Genomic DNA, 19,030 nt, shown 5'->3' on the forward strand with positions numbered 1-19,030 from the left:
TTTTTGGAAAAAAGTGCCGGAACGCGGAGGGATGGGGGAACGGGGGTTTGGGCGGCGGGTGGAATGAAAACCGGATGCTAAAAATCGACCGCCTGCAATCGCAGGCGGTCGATCAACGGCTGCCCTTTATTCGCCCGGGCATCGGGTGGCTTCGACTGGTTCGCACTACTCCGAAGCGAAGGGTCTGCCACGCGCGTTTCGGGCGTTCAACGCACTCACACGGACACTATCAATTCACCCCGACCGCACTCCACGCACGAGCGACCGCGGCGCTTTCGGCCGAGTTCGCGCCATACAGGTCGTTCGCCGCCTGGATCGACGCACGACGCGCGCTCGGGTAGCTGGAGTTGGCGTTCAGATACACGGTCAGCGTCCGGTACCAGATCTTCCCGGCCTTCTCGCGGCCCACGCCGCTGAAGGTCGTGTCGCCGTTGCAGACCAACTGCGCCTTCGTCAGGCCGGTATCGGTCGACGGCACCGTCGGGCCTTCCGCGAGCAGGTAGAACAGGCGGTTGCCGACGCCCGACGTGAAATGCGGATCGTGGCGCGGATTCGACCACGAGAATCCGCCGGACGGGTAACAGCTGAACGACCGGCCGTCGAGATCCTGCTTGTACATCTTGCGCAGGCCGCCGCTCACCACGCGCGCGCCGATCACGTAGTTGCCGGGATCGTTCGGGTTGTTGGCGTAGTACTTCACGAGCGTGCCGAAGATGTCGGACGTCGACTCGTTCAGGCCGCCCGCGTCGCCCGAGTAGTTCAGGTTGGCCGTGGCCTCGGTCACGCCGTGGCTCATCTCGTGTCCGGCGACGTCCACCGACACGACCGGTTTCGGCAGGCTGGTGCCGGGCTGGCCGTCTCCGTACACCATCACATGCGAATCCAGCCATGCCGCATTCGCGCCGGTCGTGCCGCTGCCCGTGTTGAACACCACGTGTGCATAGCTCTTCACGCCGCGGCCGTCATTGAAGATGCCGTTGCGGTTGTGCGCCGTCTTGTAGTAGTCCCAAGTCAGCGCGAGACCATAGTCGATGTCGGCGGCGACCGTCTGCCGGTCGGTGGTCGTATTGTTGCCCCACACGTTCGTGCTGCTCGTGAAGATCGGCAGGTCGGTCGCCTGCTCGACGTCGTCCGAGGTCAGCCCGCGGCCGTCGTAGACCGAGCCGGAGCCGCGGCTCGGATCGAGCATCCGGTACGCGTTCGTGCCTGTCTGGTCGGTGGTGAGCGTCAGGTTGCCGTAGTACAGCGAGCGGCCGGTGCCGGTCGCGGCGGCCGTCTTGATCAGGTCCTGCGCGTCGAGCACGGTGCCGGTGCGCGCATCGACGTAGTACAGCACCGCGTCGCCATGCACGTCGGTCGCCTTGCCGTAGACGCGCACCGCGTAGGCCAGCGTCGGCGCGACGTCGCGTGCGAACACGACGAGTTCCGCGTCCTCGACGCGGCGCACGTCCGAGTTGAAACGCGCGGCCGCGATGCGCTTGACCCGCGCAGCGCCGATGTCGGGTGCGTTGCGTACCACGGCGCGGTTTCCGACCTTGCCGATCGTGCCGGTGAGATTGATCGGCGCGAGCTGGGTCACGCTCGCCTGCTTCAACTGGCCGTTGCGCGAATGGACGACCACGTCGCCGCCGATCACGGGCAGGCCCGCGTAGAAGCGGTCGAAACGCACGTGCTCGGTGCCGTCGGGGTCGACGATCACGTCGCGCACCTGGAACTGATCGCCATCCGCCGGCGCGCTCGCCTGCGGCCCGGCGAACTTCAACGTGCGTGCTGCGCCGCCGGCTGCGAGGCTGAAGGCGGACGGGTTCTGCTGGATCAGTTGCAGTGCCTTGTCGACCGTAGCCGACGGGTCGCCGGCCTGGGCAAAAGCACTGAGACTCGCGACGGTAATCGCGGAGATGGACAGCAGACGAGACAGTTTCTTCATGTAATCCCCCGGCTTATAAGTGGGTGATGTTCGAGGAATGCATCAAGTACAGACTTTTGATGTAAGACGTGTCACGAACCGCAGAGGGATGCTAGAAGGACATTTTTATAATTACAAGATATTTTCTGACAGTTTAATTTTTTCTGTCATCGGTGTTAATCGAGTCAAGGTTTGGTGAGAAATTTGAAATGATCTCGTTGGTCGCGATGGCGGGATCGACAAGGTTGCATCGGGGGAATGTGTCGGAGAGGCTCGTGCTGTCTTGGCGAGGCGGCACGCGGCACGCGTCGGGGAGGACGGATGAGGCGAAGCCGGGATAAAGCGGCAGACACTCCTTGCTTTATTAAATATTTATTTGGATTGTTGCCATTGCCGGCGTGCCAATGAAAATTCCAACGGCTCTTCGCTTATCGCTTTAGACGACGATGCCTTTAAATTCGTAGTCAATGGCGGCCGAGCGGCGCACGAGATAATGCTTTCTACGAATCGTTCGTTCGAGTGGCGCGGCGCGGCGCAATCCATCGCATGTGGACGTCACACTGTCTTTTGCATCGGAAGGCTCATGCTCGGTCATCGGTGGCGCACGCGGTTGTCGCCCAGGCATGAGGCACAATACGCGGCTTCAACAATCAACCGCGGTCAAACCCATGCGCGTCGTCGTCGTTGGAACCAGCGGAGCGGGGAAATCCACTTTCTCCAGCGCACTGGCGGCAGCAACCGGCTGCCCTTACATCGAGCTGGATCGCCTCTACTGGGGCCCCAAGTGGACAGCCGTGCCGCCGGCGCAGTTCGAGAACGCCGTGCGGGCCGCGACGGCCGGCGAGCGCTGGGTCGCCGACGGGAACTACAGCGCCGTGCGCGACGTGCTCTGGTCGAGCGCCACGCACGTGGTCTGGCTCAACTTCGGACGCCGGACGGTATTCTCGCGGGTACTCTGGCGCACGTTGAGCCGCGGGCTCATGCGCACCGAGCTTTCGCACGGCAACCGCGAATCGCTGCGGATGGCGTTCTCCCGGGAGTCGGTGCTGCTGTGGTCGTACACCACGTTCGCCAGGAATCGCATCAAGTTCGCCGCCCTGCGGGACGACCCGGCCTTCGCGCATCTGCACTGGACGGAAATCACGCGGCCTTCGGACACCCGCGCGGTCATCGACAGGCTGGCCCGCGCCGGCGGATGAGCGAGCGCCATCGGGACGTCACTTCACGGCCGCATTGCCGCCGTCGGCGAACAGGGCCGAGCCGGTCACGAAACTGGCCATCGGGCTGGCCAGGAACAGCGCCGCGGATGCGATCTCGTCGGGGTGCGCGATACGTTTCATCGCGTGGAGCCCGGCCGCCCATTCCTTCTGGTCACGGTCTCCCGCCATCGCGGTATCCACCCCGCCCGGCATCAGTGCATTGGCCCGAATCCCGCGTGCCGCGTAGTCCGCGGTGATGCCCTTCACCAATCCCATCAAGCCGGCCTTGGACGCGCCATACGCAGCCATGCCGGGAAGCCCGACACTCGTTCCGACGAAGCTGGACGTGAAGACGATCGAACCGCCCCCGCGTTCGAGCATCACGGGAATCTGGTTGCTGGCGCCCAGGAAGGCCGCCGTCAGGTTGGTAGACAGCGTCTGCTGCCAATCGTCGAGCGACATGTCGGCGAGCGGTTTGAGCGGCCCGACCGTTCCGGCGTTGTTGATCGCGATGTCGAGACCGCCGAACTCGCGCAGCGCCGTTGCCACGAGCCGTCGATGCGTATCGACGTGACCGACGTCGCCCGCGCAGGCGCGCGCCTGGCCGCCCTGACGACGGATCGCGTCGGCCACCTGATTCAGCGGGGCTTCGCTTCGCGCGCCCAATACGACCGACGCGCCGTGCGCCGCGAACATCAACGCGATCGCTCGGCCGATACCGCTGGACGCACCGGTGACGATGGCGACTTTCCCTTCGAGCAAGGTCATGGTTTTCACATCCCGTGAGTGAGGTTCATCACGGCAATGTAAGCGGCTGCATACAGGTAGGCACTCCGTTTCTTGCTCTTGAAGTCCTGCCGAGCGGCAAACCGCGCGTCGGGTGGCGGGTGGTGCGGATCGGCGGTGTCGCGCGCTGCAACGATCGGAACTGGCGGAACACATCCGGCCTTCGCACACCCGCGCCGGCGGATAAACGCTGCGCGACGCATCAAGCGTCAATGGCCCGAGGGTGGCAAACCCACCCCAGGGCCACGGATTTCCCGCCGGTGCCGGACGTCACGACCACTGCCCGGCACCACCGGTCAATCATTGCTGCGCGAACAACGTCAGAACTGGTAACCCGCGCCCACCACCGCGCCGAAGTCCGAACGCGCATTGCCCGTCACCGACGCCTTGACGACCCAGCGGTTGCTTTCCGTCACGTACGAGTACCCGGCGGCGAAACCCTGCTGGCCGTGATAGTTCGACGTCGCCGCCGAGACCATCGAGCGGCCCGCGCCCGTCGGTTGCGGCAGGCCGGCCACGGCCATCGCCGAGGCCACGCCGCCGTACATGTCCTTCTTCAGGTCGTTGAACGAGTTGTACACCTGGCCGATGCGCTGGTCGGTGTAGCCCTTCGCCTGATTCGACGCGGCCGACAGGTTGTCGTTCAGCTGCTGCACGTTCACCGCGTCGGTCGGCGCGGTGCCGGCCGCGACGTTCGTGACCTGGCGCTCGCTGCCCTTCGCGCCGACCGAGAACGAATTGTCGCGATCGGCGACGGAGCCCTGGCCGACCGCCACCGCGTTCTTGCCGGTTGCGGTTGCCGTCGACCCGATCGCACCCGCATCGGCTCGCGCGATCCACGACGTGTTCGCATCGGTCACCGCCGCACGGATCTGGTCGTTGGCCGCGACATTCTTCAGCGCATTGTTGAACTGGCCCATGTTGACCGCGTCGTTGTCCTTCACGCCCGCCGCCACGCCGGTCAGCACGCGGTCGCCCGACGTGCCGGAGAAGTTCACGCTGGTGCCGCCGGTGTCCTTCCCGACCGTGATCGCGCCGTTCGGATCCTGCTGCTGCACGAGGCCCGCCTTGCCGTTCGCGATGTTGGTCACGTTCCCCTGCAGGTTCGTGATGTCGGTCGTGTTCTTCGCGACCTGCTGGTTGGTCGCGTAGAGCTGCGAACCGTTCACCGCGTCCGTGCTGGTTGCGCTGAGCGTGCCTGCCTGCACGTTGGTGATGCGCGTGCCGCCGGCGCCGCCGAGCGTGATCGAGCTCTTCGAGCTGTCGTCGTACTGCACCGCGAGCGCACCGAGCTGGTTGAGACTCGACTGCACGCCCTTCAGCTGCTTCACGTTCACCGCGTCCGTATCGTCGGTGCCCGCGGCGACGTTCTTCAGCACGACGGCCGCATTCGTGTCGCCGCCGATCAGCGATACCGAATTCAGCCGGTTGCCGTTCGTGTCGACGTCGTACTTGACGACGTTCTTCACGGCCTCGCCCGCCTGGTTGGACACCTGCGTGATCTGCTGTTCGAGCGACGACTGCACGCCCGACAACTGGCCGCCGTTCACCGCGTCCGTGCTGCCCGCGGCGATGTTGCCGTCGGCCACGTTCGTCAGCTTCGTCGGTGCGCCGCCGCGCGCCGCGTTGTAGGCGCCGGCCTTCGGGTCGAACTGGAGCGCGTCCTGCTGCAGCCCGGCGATCGCGGCCGTGTTGCCGGCGATGTTCGTTTCGGCGTTGCCGATGCGCGTTTCGTGATTCTCGAGCGTCGTCGTGTTGCTGCCGACGCGGCCGTCGAGGTTCGTGAGCGCGTCGCCGACGTTGTTGAACGAACCGCCGCCGACTTTATAGGCCGGCGCGCTGATCGAGCCGTCCGGATTCGCCGTCGCACCGCCGCCCAGCGCGGCTGCGGTGCCGTCGGTCGCGCGGCGCAGTTGCGCGCCGTTGACCGCGTCCGTGCTGCCGGCCGCGACGTTGCCTTCCGCGATATGGGTCAGTCGCACCGGGCTCCCGCCGTTGCCTGCGCCGAGCGAAACCTGCTTCTTGCTCGCGTCGTCGTACTTCACCGCGAGCGCGTCGAGCTGGCTCGTGCCGTCCTGAATCGCCGCGTTCAACTGGTCGACGTTGACGGCATCCGTGCCGTTCTTGCCGGCCGCGACGTTGCCGATGCGTTGCGGCCCGTTGCCGCCGTGGCTCGCGTCGTAGGTGCCGAGGGTCGCGTTCCACTGGAGTGCGTCCTGCTGAAGCGCGGCGATGTTGCCCGTGTTCGTCGTCACCTGGTTGCCGAGCGTCGTCACGGTGTTGCTGACGGTCGTGATCGACTGGTTCAGCGTGTCGGTGGCCTTGCCGAGCTGGCCGACGTTCACGGCGTCGCTCGCGGCGATGCCGTCCGCGACGTTGTGCAGGCCCACCGGCGACTGCGCGCCCTTCCCGCCGAGCGTCACGCCGCCGTGCGCGTCATCGTCGTACTGCACGGCGTTCTTCGTCGCGTTGCCGATCTGGTTGTTGATCGACGTGCTCAGGTTGCCCAGCGTCGTGCTGATGCTGTTCGTCACGCTCGTGCTGAGCGACGACAGGCCGCCGTTCAGTTGGCCGACGTTCACGGCGTCGGTGTTCGCGATACCGGCTGCGACGTTGTGCAGCGTCGTGCCGTTCGGGCCGGCGAACGTCACCGAGTCGAAGCCGCTTTGGCCGTCGTACTTCACGTTGCGTGCATCGGCTGCCTGCAGGTTGCTGATGTTCGTGGTCGCGGTGCTCAGCGATGCATTGATGCCTGTGACAGTGCCCTGCAGGTTCGTGATGTTCGACGCCGCCGTCGAGATGGACGATTGCAGCGGTGCGACGGTGCTCGTCAGCTGACCCACGTTCACCGCGTCGGTGGTGGCGACGCCGGCCGCGACGTTGCCGATGCGTTGCGGGCCGTTGCCGCCGTGGCTTGCGTCGTACGCGCCGAGGGTCGCGTTCCACAACAACGCGTCCTGCTGGAGTGCCGCGATGTTGCCCGTATTCGTCGTCACCTGATTGCCGAGCGTCGTGACGCTGTTGCCGACATTCGTGATCGACTGATTCAGCGTGTCGGTCGCCTTGCCGAGCTGGCCGACGTTCACGGCATCGCTCGCGGCAACACCGTCCGCGACGTTGTGCAAGCCCACCGGCGACTGCGCGCCCTTGCCGCCGAGCGTCACGCCGCCGTGCGCATCATCGTCGTACTGCACGGCGTTCTTCGTCGCGTTGCCGATCTGGTTCGTGATCGACGTGCTCAGGTCGCCCAGCGTCGTGCTGAGGTTGTTCGTCACGCTCGTGCTGAGCGACGACAGGCCGCCGTTCAGTTGCCCGACGTTCACCGCATCGGTATTCGCGACGCCGGCCGCGACGTTGTGCAGCGTCGTGCCGTTCGTGCCGGCGAACGTCACCGAGTCGAAGCCGCTCTGTCCGTCGTACTTCACGTTGCGGGCGTCGGCGGCCTGCAGGTTGCTGATATTGGTGGTTGCCGTGCTCAGCGACGTGTTGATGCCGGTGACGCTGGCCTGCAGGTTCGTGATGTTCGACGCTGCCGTCGAAATGGACGTCTGCAGCGGCGCGACGCTGCCCTTCAGCTGGCCGACGTTGACCGCATCGGTGTCGGCGACACCGGCCGCGACGCCGTTGATCGTCGTGCCGTTGGCGCCGTCGAGTGCGATCGCCGCATGCGAATCGTCGGTGTATTTCACGACGTTCTTCGTGGCGGTCACGATGCTCGTGCTGAGGCTGTTGCCCACGTTGGTCACGCGCTGGTCGACGTTCGAGATCGTGGTCGACAGCGAATTGCCGACCGACGTCACGCGCGCGTCGACCGTGGCGATGCTCGTGCTGAGCGTGCCGTTCACGTTCTTCAGCTGCTGGACGTTGACGGCGTCCGTATCGGCCGCGCCTGCCGCGACGTTCTTGAGCTGGCGCTCCTTGCCGATTGCGCCGAACGACACCGCGCCGCCAACCGGCGCGGCCGTGCCGCCGAACACCGGCGTGCCGCCATTGTTCGCACCGACACTGCCCGAACCGATCGCCACCTGGTTGTTGTCGTTCGTCTGCGCGCCTGCGCCGATCGCGACCGATTGCGTGCCGCCGGCACGCGTCTGGGTGGCCGCGTCATACGACGCGCCGGCCGACACGCCGTCGCTCGACGTCGGGTTGGCGCCGCCGATCGCAACCGAGCGGTCGCCGCTGGCGAGCGCCGAGTGGCCCAGCGCGATAGAACTCGTGCCGTGCGCATCGGCGACGTTGCCGAGCGCCATCGAGAAATCGCCGACCGCGGCCGACTGCCGACCGATGGCGAGCGCCGTGTTCCCTTGTGCGACGGCTACCGTGCCGATCGCCGTGGCCGAGTTCGCCAGTGCCTGCGCGCCGACGCCGACCGCGATCGCGCCGCCGCTGCTGGTGCCGCCATTGCTGCTTGCATTCGACTGGTCGCCGATCGCGATCCCGCTGGTGCCGGCCTTGGCATTCGTGCCCATCTTGACGTTGGCCGTGCTCACGGCCACGTAACTCCCGCTCTTGGTCGCGACACACAGCGGGTTCGTCCCGTCGATGCACTGACCGTTCAGCGCGTTGTCCGGGTTGCCGCGGTCGACGAAATTGTCCGCATGCGCGGCACCCGCGATCAGGACACCTGCACCCGTGAACATGGCGGCGGCAAGCGCCGAAATCTGCTTCCTCTTCATGGTCTTCTGCTCCGTTTTGTAGCGTTTGGTTTGAATACGGACTACTTACTTTTGTTGAAGACTTCAGCTGCGATTGCGATTGCGACTTCAGTGCGGAACCCGTTGCCCGTGCGCGGCTCGAGCGTGCCGAGGGCGACACGCATCGTCCGCCCGTGGCGACCGGACGTTCGAAAGCGCGGGCGCGCCGTTCGTGTGACGGCCCGTTCCGTTAATTCGGTTGATGCATTAGGAATGCATATCGTTTTATATGGGCGAATTCGCCCAGCGACTGAATCCGGAGATTCAACCCGCCGTTATGGACACCCCTGATTTGATGTCGCGCCGACCGCGACCCACCCCGCTTCTTTTATTTCACCCACGGCAACCGGATTTTCGCTCGCGCCCAACGGACCTGCGCTCGGAGTCACATCAATTGATGCCCCGGACCCGAACCGCACACCGTCCGTCACAACCCGCCGTGCCTTGCGTTGCTTGGTGCAACCCTGCACTCAAAGTTCGGACGAATTATGAGACACGATTTAAAATTATTGAAGCCGACATTCTTTATAGATTGTAAAATTCAATATATTCAAGGTGTTGCGATAAAAACGCGCATCTCGCAAACGATTTCGCGCCATCTAAATTAATCGAGATGTTTTATCGGGCGGATAAAACCTTTGCTGAAACGGATTGAAGAAAAATTCATCGCAAGGTTTTTCGCAAAAAACGCGGAACTGCGCGACCGCACGCAGAGGCGGAAAAGAAAATGGCGGAAATGGACAGGCATCGGCGTGCCGCACTGCAAACACACATCACGATATACGGATGAATCATCCGAAAAAAGACATGAAGCGAATAGAGTCCATGTGTCTGGCGAGAATTGAAATATGCCCCTACAATTCGGCTCGAATCGATACCGGCGGCGCACACCTTTCAGCGCGCGACGACGACAACACGCTGCGCCTTTACCGGATCGGTGATCAACACCCGCCATGCCGGGCATTACGCCGACCGGTTGTCCGTCGTGTAGCGGGGCGACATTCGACTATCGATGCGCTTGTACGTCGCCACAGCGCAGCTTCCGACGATTGATCCGAACCGGGCCGACCACCCGCAGGAACGCAGCCAGCAGCCATTCCAGAACAGGTGCACGATGCATCCATCGACCTCCGCATTGGGCGGCGCCCATATCCTGATCGTCGACGATCAGCCCGACCAGCTTCGCTTGCTGATCGACATCCTGCGCGGCACCGGCTGCCGGATCAGCATTGCATCCGACGGGCTGCAGGCGTGCCAGCGCGCGCAGGCGCTCGTGCCCGACCTGATCCTGATGGATGTCCGCATGCCGCGCATGGACGGCTTCACCGCGTGCCGGCTGCTCGGCGCCGATCCGCTGACGTGCGCGATTCCGGTGATTTTCCTGACCGTGGCCGGCGCGTTGCACGAGCGCCTCGAGGGGTTCGACATCGGCTGCGTCGACTATGTGGTGAAGCCGTTCGAGCCCGCCGAAGTGCTCGCACGGATTCGCGTCCAGCTCGCGCGCGCGAAGCGCGAGCGGCCGGTCGACATGGACAGCCCGTTCGTGGCCGGCAAGGACGACGACATCATCGTGCGCGCGGCCATCCGCCACCTGGCACGGACGCTGAACGATCCGCCGACGGTGGAGCAGCTGGCCCGCGCGGTCGGCACGCACGAAAAGCGGCTGTCACGCGCGTTTCGCGACAACCTCGGCCAGACGGTGTTCGAGTATCTGCGGCACGAGCGGCTGCGGATCGCGCAGGACCTGCTGGATTCGACGTCGCTCAGCATCGCCAGCATCGCGAAGGAGATCGGCTTTTCCACGCCGGCGAATTTCGCGACCGCATTCCGCGAACGTTTCGGCCTCACGCCGACCGAGTGGCGGCGCCAGCGCCACGCCGGCGAACGCACCGTGCGCCGGGAGCCGCAACGCGACGCGTAGAGCCGTTCCGCGCGTTCGCGATTACCAGTTGTATTTCGCGGTGGCCAGCACGGTCCGCTCGTTGCCGAACACGCAGACGGCGTACGACTGGCAGCCGCTGACATAGCGCCGGTCGAACAGGTTCGCGACGTTCAGCGCGAACCGCCAGTGCGGCATCTCGTAGTGCAGCGCCAGGTCATACAGCGTCACGCTCGGCACGGTCAGCGAGTTGTCGGGTGCGCCGGCCGATGCGCTCTGGTAGCGCACGCCGCCGCCGACCCCGACGCCCGACAGGACACCCGTGCGCCAGGTCCAGTCGGCCCACATCGACGCCATCTGCCGCGGCAGCGGCACCGCCACCGGCCAGTGGTTCAGCGACGCGTCGTTCGCCTGCACGTTCTTGACGTCCTGATACACATACGACGCGACGACCGACAACTCGCGGGTGACCTTGCCGAGCGCGCTCAGCTCGATCCCGCGCGAGCGCACCTTGCCGGTCTGCACGGACGTCGTGCCGGTCGGGTCGAGACTCACCGGTGTCGGCGTCGCGACGTTGGTCTGGTCGATCTGGTAGGCGGCCGCACTCAGCAGCAGGTTCCTGCCGGGCGGCTGCCAGCGCAGCCCGGCTTCCGTCTGCTTGCCGCGCGTCGGCTTCGGCATGCCGCCGCCATACATCCGCACGCCGATGACGGGATCGAACGATGTCGAGTAGCTCACGTACGGCGACAGCCCGGCGTCGCCCTGATAGGTGAGCCCGACGCGCCCGGAGAACGCACTGACGTCCTGCTGCGCCTGCGTGCCGGCCGTCCGGTCGTCGAACCGCGCATTGACGAAATCCTCGCGGCCGCCGAGCGTCAGTGTCCAGCGCTGCCAGCGGATCTGGTCCTGCGCATACACGCCGAACGTGTTCATCGCCGTGTACTGGTCGACGTGGCCGAGCGACGTCGGGCCGGAGAAAATCGCGTCCGTGACGGGCCGGTAGACGGGGTGATACAGGTTGAGCGACGGCGCGAGCGCGAGCCACACGCTCTGGGTCGCCGTCTGCCGGTCATATTGCGCGCCGAGCAGCAGCGTATGTTCGAGCGGCCCCGTGCCGAAGCGCGCCTGCGCATGGTTGTCGATGTCGAAGCGGCTGTAGTTGAGCTGGAACAGCCCCGCGTAACGCATCATGTCGGTGCTGCTGCGAGGCACGTAGCCGATACCGAACACCGTCGCGTCGTCGAGCGACAGGTGCGACCAGCGCACGTCCTGGTGCAGCGACCAGATCGCATTCACGCGATGCTCCAGCGCGTAGCCGAGCGACCACTGCTTCTTCCGGTAGTCGTTGAACCCGGGCGCGCCCATGTAGATATCCTGCGACAGGCGGCCGTTCGGGTTCGGTAACACGGTGCCCGACGCGGGCAGGAAGTTCGACGAAATATCGCTGCCGTCCTGCAGGAACGTCGCCGAGAGCGTCAGCGACGTATCGGCGGTCGGCCGCCACCGGAACGACGGCGCCAGCGCGACGCGCCGGTCGCCGTTCGGGCCGGTGACCGCGTTGCCGTCGCGTGCCACGCCGACGAAGCGGTATGCATAGCGGCCGTCCGGGTCGAGCGTATCGCCGACATCGAGCATGAACTGCTTGCGCGCGTCGTTGCCGATCTGCACGCCGGCTTCGCGGATGCGCTGGCCGTCGGCGAGCTTCGTGTGCGCATCGACGATCGCGCCGGGTTCGCCCGCGCCGTACAGCACCGAGGTCGGCCCGCGCAGCACGGCGATCGAGTCGATCGTGTACGGGTCGACGCGCCAGTTCGCGATCACCGGCGTATTCGGCGCGGCGACGCCGTCGACGTACAGCGTCGGCGTAAAGCCGCGCAGCGCCGCATACCAGTCGGTGCGGCTGTCGGCGCCGAACGTCGCAAATCCCGGCACGTAGCGCAGCGCCTGGTTCAGGTCGGTCGCGCCGGTCATCTCGATCTGCTGCGCGGTCACGAGATTGATCGTTTGCGGGATCTCGGCCACCGGCGTGTCGGTCTTCGTGCCGGCCGTGGTGCGCAGCCCGACGAGCCCGCTCGACGCGCCGTCGGCCTTCCCGGTCACGTCGATCGTCGGCAGCACGGCCGCCGCCGCGCCGGCCGGCGGCGTGACTGCCGCACCCGATGCCTGCGCGTGTGCGCCGCCCGCCGCCGCCACGACCCATGCGCTCCCGGCCGCGATCGCCCTCGCGCGTCGCGCCGCGCCCGTCCCCGTTACCATCGTTCCTTGCTCCGTCGTGCTGGTGGCCGATTCGGCCCGATCGCGGCGCGACGCGCCGTCGGCGTCCGCCCTGCGTTGTCTTCCTGGCGATGCTGGTTGCGCGCGAGTCGGCATGCACTGGCCCATGGCGTCGGTCGCGAGCGCAGCGATGATACCGGGCGAACGTGGCGCAGTCTCGAAAAAGAAAGTGCGTCGTCGCCGGCGCCGGGCAAGGCGGATGAAAGATGGGGACGCTAGACTGCGTGCGCTACCGGAAACCGCCGCGGGCTGCACGGCCCGCGCGCGTCACCGGGGTTCGTCGTGCCTTGGCGGCCGCGCGTCCTGCATCGCGAGGGGGTCCGCCCCGGTTCGGCTTCCGTGTTTGCCGCGTCACCGTCACGTCACCACCGAGGACCGTATGCGCCGCCTGTCGACTCGCCCCCTGTTCGCCGCGTGGCTCGCGGTGAGCGCGCTGTGCTGTGCCGTGCCGCCGGCGCGCGCCTGTGACGTCCCGGCCGCCGTCACGACGATCGATCCGCCCGGCTACTATGACGACGCCGCCGGCTATGCGCGCGCGGTCAAGCCGATGCGCGATTTCATTTCACGGCTCAATGCGTCGGCGGACAAGGGGGACTGGTCATGCGCAGTGAGCCTGCTGGAAAGCTGGGCGCGGGCCGATGCGCTGATGGGCCGGATCACCGGTTACCAGGGCGACTACGAGCGTTCGTGGGCCGGCACCGACTTCGCGATGGTGATCCTGCGCATGCCGCGCGACGTACGCGACGCGAACCGCGCGCGGTTCGACGCGATCGATCCGTGGCTCGAACGCATCGCGATCGCCACCCGCGATGCGCAAGCGATCAACCATCTGCACAACAACCTGGTGTACTGGGCCGGACTCGACCTGATCGCCATCGGTACCGTGACCGGCAACGCGAGCCTCGTCGATTCGGGGCTGCTGCGGGTACGCGAAGGCATCCGCGACATCGGCCCCGACGGTTCGCTGGCACGCGAAGTCAAACGCGGCAACCGCGCGTTGCACTATCACACGTTCGCGCTGCTCCCGCTCGTGTTCGCGGCGGAACTCGTGCAGCGGCGCCATATCGATCTCTATCGGGAAAACGACGGCGCGATCGGCCGCCTGGCGAACCTGGTCATCAACGCGGTCGACGATCCCGCCAGCTTCACGGCCATCACGCCGGTCAGGCAGGATCTGTTCCCGTGGACGTTCCGCGATGAACTGAGCTGGGTCGAGCCGTACTACGCGCGCTTTCACGACGCGCGGCTGCCGGCGATCATCGCACCGCGCCGCCCGTTCACCGAATGGCGGCTCGGCGGGGACGTGACGGCAGTCTGGGGCGTGCCGCTGCCGTAGCGGATCGGCGAGCGGGCTGCCGCGCGAGCCGCTAGGGAAACGCTGATTTATTCGGCTCGGCGGTCATCGCAGACGTAGCCGAGGACGTTTAGAAGACAGCTCACGGAACGGACCCACGACGATGAAGAGGCAGATCGGCTTCGCGGAAGCGGAAATTGCAGGCAAGAAGCGAGTGACGAGGCGCCAACGCTTCCTGGAAGAGATGGAGAAGGTCGTTCCGTGGCAGCGCTTGCTGTCGGCCATCGAACCGCACTATCCGAAGGGCACGCGAGGTCGCCCGCCGATTGGCCTTGAGCGGATGCTGCGAATCTACTTCGTGCAACAGTGGTACGGACTGTCGGACGAAGGACTGGAAGACGCGCTGTATGACAGCATCACGCTGCGAGCCTTCGCCGGCATCGATCTGGCGATCGAGAACGTGCCTGATGCAACCACGCTGTTGAAGTTCCGGCGCCTGCTGATCGAACACGAACTGACACGGAAGTTGTTCGACGAGATTGGCATCTCGCTGTGCGAGCGTGGGCTGATGATGAAGGAAGGCACGCTGGTTGACGCGACGATCATTGAAGCGCCGCCGTCGACCAAGAATGCCGGGAAGAGCCGTGACCCGGAAATGCATCAAACGAAGAAGGGCAACGAATGGCACTTTGGCATGAAAGCCCACATTGGCGTCGACGCCGACTCGGGCCTGATTCACAGTGTGGTTGGCACGGCGGCCAACGTGTCGGATGTATCGCAAGCTCATGCCCTGCTGCACGGGCATGAAGAGCAGGTGTTCGCCGACGCGGGCTACATTGGCGTCGACAAGCGCGAGGAAATGGCGGGCAAGGCCGTGAAGTGGCACGTCGCTGCCAGGCGGGGAAAGATCAAGGCGATGCAAGAAGGAGCGCTGAAGGACCTGGTGATCGCGCTCGAGCGAACCAAGGCGCAGATCCGTTCGCGGGTTGAGCATCCGTTTCATATCGTCAAGAATCTGTTTCAGCATCGCAAGACCCGATACAAGGGCTTGGCCAAGAACACCGCGCAACTGTTCAGCCTGTTCGCTCTGGCGAATCTGGTGATTGCGCGAAATCTGTTGCGATCGGTCCATGGGAGCAGTCCGTCATGCGTATGAAAAATGCGAGCAGGGGAGGCTCGCTTACGCGCCAAATTCACTGAATTGAGCGCCGATTCGCTTCGTCATCCAGAAAATTTGAAGCCATCTCGCCTGCAACTTCGGAAGTTGGTCCATTGATCAGCGTTTCCCTAGGGCCTGTTCACGCTAATAACGGGCTTGCGAACGTGCCTTTCCGCCCGCAGTGCAAGGAGAGAGGAGGCGCAATAGCCGTAGCTATTGCAACGACGAACGACGCCGCAATGCGGGCGGAAAGGCACGTTCCCCTGTTTGGAAAAATGCTCTCGTGGGGCTGGCCCCCAGAAGGGCCCGTTATTAGCGTGAACAGGCCCTAGGCGCGCCCCCGCCGCATCCTGAGCGTCGCCGACGGCGACTCGCCGAACGCCCGCTTGTACTCGATCGCGAACCGCCCGAGGTGCGCGAAGCCCCATTTCAGCGCGATATCCGTCACCGACGCGAGCCCCGGCGACGCGTCGGCCAGCAGTTCCTCGCGCACATGTTGCAGCCGCAACTGCCGCACGAAGCCCATCGGCGTGGTGCCGTGGCGATGGCGAAAGCCGGCGAACAGCGTGCTCGGGCTGACGCCGGCGAGTTCGGCGAGCCGTTCGATCGTCAGCGGCTCGTCGAGATGCGCGCGGATGTAGTCCTCGACGCGCCGCACGTAGAACGGCGCGATCGCCACCGGCAGGTGCCGCGTGCCGTTACGTGCGCTGTTCGGGTGGCCGTGCAGCAGCAGGTTGAGCAGCGTCGATTCGAGCTGCTCGAACGCGAGCGGATGACGCAGCGGATGCGCGTCCGTCGCGATCGCGCCGGCGAGGATCGGCAACATCTGCATCAGACACGCGCCCTGCGACGACGACAGGCTGAATTCCGGCTCGAATTCGACCGGCGCGCGCCGGTCGTCGCCGAAATGCCGCTGCGCGTGGCGCTCCATCACTTCGCGCTCGATCCGCAGGATGACTTGCGGACACGCGTCGCCCCAGCGCATCTTCAGCGGCAGCGTCGGCGAGATCAGCGACGCGGTGCCGGGCGACGACACGAAACGCGCCGATCCGCACTCGATCTCCGCGTCGCCGCGCAACGGGATCTGCAACAGGAAGAAGTGCTCGAGCGGGCCGGGCTCGATGCTGACGCCCCCGCCATAATCGAGCAGGTTCAACGACAGGTTGCCCCAGCGCGCGTGATGCATGCAGCTGTGCAGCGCGCGCGATTCGCCGGTCGGCGTGAGCCGGTGCGGCTTGAAGACGTCGGCGACGCGTGCGCGCACCTCGTCGACGTCGTTCGACTGCAGCAGCAGGTTGTCGTGATTGAAACAGGCCGTATCCGGCAGCCAGCCCGTTTCGGAAAATTGCGCCATCGAAGTTCTCCCGTCATGCTCCATTGCACTCGCGCCGTGCATGCATTCCCGATGTGGGGGCATCCGCCGCACGATCCGGATAGCGTCCGGAGTATCCGGACAGTCCGGACGCCCAAGCACGCGAGTCCCGCCCACATGACGCAAGAAGCGGACCGTTCGCGCATCGTAGAAAACTGTGCGGGGCTTCCGCATCCGCACATACCCGCAGTCAGCCGCGCGCCTGCCCACGCGCGGCGGCCGGTGCAACAGGTTTCCGGAATTCGCGGATATCGGCCGAAGAAAGCGGATAGAAGTGCCCATTTCGTCCGCCAATACTGGGCCCGTCGCAGCAAAGAACTGGAATGGAGGGACATATGCAAGGACGTCACATCGAGATTCCGTCGCCGGACGGCGGCACGTTTCGCGCGTACCTGAGCACGCCGGCCGGCGGCACCGGGCCCGGCATCGTGCTGTGCCACGAGATCTTCGGCGCAAACGCGACGATGCGGGAAGCGGCCGACTATTACGCGGAGGAAGGCTATACGGTGCTGGTGCCCGACCTGTTCTGGCGCCAGTCGCCGGGGATCGAACTCGGTTACACAGCCGCCGACATGGAACGCGCGATGGCCCTTTATCAGGAATACGACGAGAACAAGGGCGTCGAGGATGTCGGCGCTGCGCTGGGCGCACTCAAGCAGTTACCGGAATGCACCGGCGAAGCCGGCGTGCTCGGCTACTGCCTCGGCGGCAAGCTCGCGTATCTCGCCGCGTGCCGGCTGCCGGGCGTGGCCGCGGCCGTCAGCTACTACGGCGTGGGCATCGAGCAGGCGCTCGACGAGGCGTCGCACCTGCACGGCCGGCTCGTGCTGCAGATCGCGGGGCAGGATCGCTTCTGCCCGCCCGACGCGCAGCAGCGCATCGCCGGAGCGCTCGCCGGGCGCGACGGCGTCGAAGTCTATGTGTATCCGGGTGTCGATCACGCGTTCGCACGCGCCGGCGGCGATCATTTCGACAAGGCCGCCGCGAGCATGGCCCATCAGCGCGCGATCGCCGCGTTCCGTGCCGCGCTCGGCCCGCACTATGACCTGTCCACACTGTGGGAAGCACATCTGCAACACGAATTCGACACGCGCAACGTCGATGCCACGATGGCGACGATGGTTGCCGAACCGTACGTCAACCATATTCCGACGCTGACGGGCGGCGTCGGCTATGACGAGCTCAAGCGCTTCTACACGCATCATTTCGTACACGTGAATCCGCCGGACACGACGATCACGCCGATCTCGCGCACGGTCGGCGCGAGCCAGATCGTCGACGAGCTGCTGTTCTGCTTCACGCACACCACCGAGATCGACTGGATGCTGCCGGGCGTCGCGCCGACCGGCAAGCGCGTCGAGATTCCGCTCGTCGCGATCGTCAAGTTTCGCGGCGACAAGCTCTATCACGAGCACATCTATTGGGACCAGGCGAGCGTGCTCGTGCAGATCGGCCTGCTCGATCCGGCCGGCCTGCCGGTCGCGGGCGTCGAAACGGCTCGCAAGCTGCTCGACGAAACCGTGCCGTCGAACGGCCTGATGCGCCGTTGGCAGGACAGCGAACCATCGACCGGCGCGCATTGACGTGCCCCCTCCCTCACCCAACGATTTCCGGAGACACCCCATGACTGCCCTTGCTGGCAAAGTCGCGATCGTCACCGGCGGCGCCACGCTGATCGGCGCCGCGGTCGCGCAGGACCTGAGCCGCGCCGGTGCGTGCGTCGCGATCCTCGATCTCGATGCGCAGAACGGCGCGCGCGTGGCCGATTCGCTCGGCGAGCGAGCGATGTTCGTCGCGCTCGACATCACCGACGATCGCGCGATCGAGCATGCGGTCGCGGCCATCGTCGAGCGGTTCGGCGCGATCGACGTGCTCGTCAACCTCGCGTGCAGCTATGTCGACAATGGCATCCAGGCGACCCGCAACGACTGGCTCGCCGCGATGGACGTCAACGTCGTGTCGGCCGCGATGCTCGCGAAGGCCGTGCATCCGCAGATGGTCCGGCGCGGCGGCGGCGCGATCGTCAACTTCAGCTCGATCTCGGCGCAGTGCGCGCAAACCGGCCGCTGGCTGTACCCGACGTCCAAGGCGGCGATCCGCCAGCTCACGCGCAGCATGGCGATGGATCTCGCGCCCGACCGCATTCGCGTCAACTCGGTGTCGCCGGGCTGGACGTGGTCGCGCGTGATGGACGAGCTGACGCACGGCGACCGCGCGAAGACCGATCGCGTCGCCGCGCCGTTCCACCTGCTCGGCCGGGTCGGCGATCCGTCCGAGGTCGCGCAGGTCGTGACGTTCCTGTGCAGCGATGCGGCGAGCTTCGTGACCGGCGCCGACTACGCGGTGGATGGCGGCTATGCCGCGATGGGCCCCGAACAGGCGGTGCCGGCCATTCCGCGTCTCGCGGAGTGACCGTTCGTCAGCGCCGCTTCCCGCCATCATTTCGATTCCGGCCGGCATCCGGCCA

At 65.7% G+C, this 19,030-nt stretch carries 12 protein-coding genes; 7 read left to right on the top strand and 5 right to left on the bottom strand.

What is annotated here, in order from left to right; all coding sequences use genetic code 11:
* Nucleotides 1–229 precede the first annotated feature (229 nt).
* Nucleotides 230–1,927 (bottom strand): M4 family metallopeptidase, encoded by a 1,698-nt coding sequence (locus tag CFB34_RS35155; RefSeq protein WP_089444286.1) that lies wholly within the window; start codon nucleotides 1,925–1,927, stop codon nucleotides 230–232.
* Nucleotides 1,928–2,574: 647 nt separating this feature from the next.
* Here CFB34_RS35155 and CFB34_RS35160 point away from each other — a divergent pair.
* The gene (locus CFB34_RS35160) at nucleotides 2,575–3,105 is read left to right on the top strand and encodes a toxin (RefSeq protein ID WP_089444287.1); all 531 of its coding nucleotides are present in this window, start codon (nucleotides 2,575–2,577) and stop codon (nucleotides 3,103–3,105) included.
* 18 nt (nucleotides 3,106–3,123) lie between these two features.
* Here CFB34_RS35160 and CFB34_RS35165 read toward each other — a convergent pair whose 3' ends face one another.
* Nucleotides 3,124–3,873, bottom strand: a complete 750-nt coding sequence (locus CFB34_RS35165; RefSeq protein ID WP_089444288.1) for an SDR family oxidoreductase — start codon at nucleotides 3,871–3,873, stop codon at nucleotides 3,124–3,126.
* Nucleotides 3,874–4,211: 338 nt separating this feature from the next.
* On the bottom strand, nucleotides 4,212–8,531 hold the full coding sequence (locus CFB34_RS35170) for a YadA-like family protein (protein ID WP_242808804.1): 4,320 nt from the start codon (nucleotides 8,529–8,531) through the stop codon (nucleotides 4,212–4,214).
* Nucleotides 8,532–9,371: 840 nt separating this feature from the next.
* On the opposite strand from CFB34_RS35170, the gene CFB34_RS35175 reads away from it, so the two are divergent.
* Nucleotides 9,372–9,638: a hypothetical protein gene (locus tag CFB34_RS35175; protein WP_143329560.1), complete on the top strand. Its 267-nt coding sequence runs from the start codon at nucleotides 9,372–9,374 to the stop codon at nucleotides 9,636–9,638.
* Between the two features lie 61 nt (nucleotides 9,639–9,699).
* A complete protein-coding gene (locus CFB34_RS35180) occupies nucleotides 9,700–10,506 on the top strand; it encodes a response regulator (RefSeq protein WP_089444552.1) in 807 nt (268 codons plus the stop codon).
* 21 nt (nucleotides 10,507–10,527) lie between these two features.
* Here CFB34_RS35180 and CFB34_RS35185 read toward each other — a convergent pair whose 3' ends face one another.
* Nucleotides 10,528–12,720, bottom strand: a complete 2,193-nt coding sequence (locus CFB34_RS35185) for a TonB-dependent siderophore receptor (protein WP_089444290.1) — start codon at nucleotides 12,718–12,720, stop codon at nucleotides 10,528–10,530.
* 397 nt (nucleotides 12,721–13,117) lie between these two features.
* Between CFB34_RS35185 and CFB34_RS35190 the strand changes: the two genes are divergently transcribed.
* Nucleotides 13,118–14,074: a mannuronate-specific alginate lyase gene (locus CFB34_RS35190; RefSeq protein ID WP_089444291.1), complete on the top strand. Its 957-nt coding sequence runs from the start codon at nucleotides 13,118–13,120 to the stop codon at nucleotides 14,072–14,074.
* 121 nt (nucleotides 14,075–14,195) lie between these two features.
* Nucleotides 14,196–15,188: an IS5-like element ISBmu2 family transposase gene (locus CFB34_RS35195; protein WP_006412423.1), complete on the top strand. Its 993-nt coding sequence runs from the start codon at nucleotides 14,196–14,198 to the stop codon at nucleotides 15,186–15,188.
* A gap of 331 nt (nucleotides 15,189–15,519) precedes the next feature.
* Here the strand turns inward: CFB34_RS35195 and CFB34_RS35200 are convergent, their stop codons facing one another.
* The gene (locus CFB34_RS35200) at nucleotides 15,520–16,545 is read right to left on the bottom strand and encodes an AraC family transcriptional regulator (RefSeq protein WP_089444292.1); all 1,026 of its coding nucleotides are present in this window, start codon (nucleotides 16,543–16,545) and stop codon (nucleotides 15,520–15,522) included.
* 353 nt (nucleotides 16,546–16,898) lie between these two features.
* Here CFB34_RS35200 and CFB34_RS35205 point away from each other — a divergent pair, with 353 nt between their 5' ends.
* Together CFB34_RS35205 and CFB34_RS35210 are read left to right on the top strand one after the other, a co-directional pair.
* Complete coding sequence (locus CFB34_RS35205) at nucleotides 16,899–18,146, top strand: dienelactone hydrolase family protein (RefSeq protein WP_089444293.1); 1,248 nt, start codon at nucleotides 16,899–16,901, stop codon at nucleotides 18,144–18,146.
* 40 nt (nucleotides 18,147–18,186) lie between these two features.
* The gene (locus tag CFB34_RS35210) at nucleotides 18,187–18,975 is read left to right on the top strand and encodes an SDR family oxidoreductase (RefSeq protein ID WP_089444294.1); all 789 of its coding nucleotides are present in this window, start codon (nucleotides 18,187–18,189) and stop codon (nucleotides 18,973–18,975) included.
* The last annotated feature ends 55 nt before the right edge of the window (nucleotides 18,976–19,030 follow it).

Source organism: Burkholderia sp. HI4860, assembly GCF_002223045.2.
Classification (GTDB): domain Bacteria; phylum Pseudomonadota; class Gammaproteobacteria; order Burkholderiales; family Burkholderiaceae; genus Burkholderia.

Excerpts from the sequence above, each read along its gene's own strand:
- CFB34_RS35190 (WP_089444291.1), top strand. The coding sequence starts at position 13,118 with ATGCGCCGCCTGTCGACTCGCCCCCTGTTCGCCGCGTGGCTCGCGGTG.
- CFB34_RS35160 (WP_089444287.1), top strand. The coding sequence starts at position 2,575 with ATGCGCGTCGTCGTCGTTGGAACCAGCGGAGCGGGGAAATCCACTTTC.
- CFB34_RS35200 (WP_089444292.1), bottom strand. The coding sequence starts at position 16,545 with ATGGCGCAATTTTCCGAAACGGGCTGGCTGCCGGATACGGCCTGTTTC.
- CFB34_RS35175 (WP_143329560.1), top strand. The coding sequence starts at position 9,372 with ATGAATCATCCGAAAAAAGACATGAAGCGAATAGAGTCCATGTGTCTG.
- CFB34_RS35205 (WP_089444293.1), top strand. The coding sequence starts at position 16,899 with ATGCAAGGACGTCACATCGAGATTCCGTCGCCGGACGGCGGCACGTTT.
- CFB34_RS35180 (WP_089444552.1), top strand. The coding sequence starts at position 9,700 with ATGCATCCATCGACCTCCGCATTGGGCGGCGCCCATATCCTGATCGTC.
- CFB34_RS35170 (WP_242808804.1), bottom strand. The coding sequence starts at position 8,531 with ATGTTCACGGGTGCAGGTGTCCTGATCGCGGGTGCCGCGCATGCGGAC.
- CFB34_RS35195 (WP_006412423.1), top strand. The coding sequence starts at position 14,196 with ATGAAGAGGCAGATCGGCTTCGCGGAAGCGGAAATTGCAGGCAAGAAG.
- CFB34_RS35210 (WP_089444294.1), top strand. The coding sequence starts at position 18,187 with ATGACTGCCCTTGCTGGCAAAGTCGCGATCGTCACCGGCGGCGCCACG.
- CFB34_RS35185 (WP_089444290.1), bottom strand. The coding sequence starts at position 12,720 with ATGGTAACGGGGACGGGCGCGGCGCGACGCGCGAGGGCGATCGCGGCC.
- CFB34_RS35165 (WP_089444288.1), bottom strand. The coding sequence starts at position 3,873 with ATGACCTTGCTCGAAGGGAAAGTCGCCATCGTCACCGGTGCGTCCAGC.
- CFB34_RS35155 (WP_089444286.1), bottom strand. The coding sequence starts at position 1,927 with ATGAAGAAACTGTCTCGTCTGCTGTCCATCTCCGCGATTACCGTCGCG.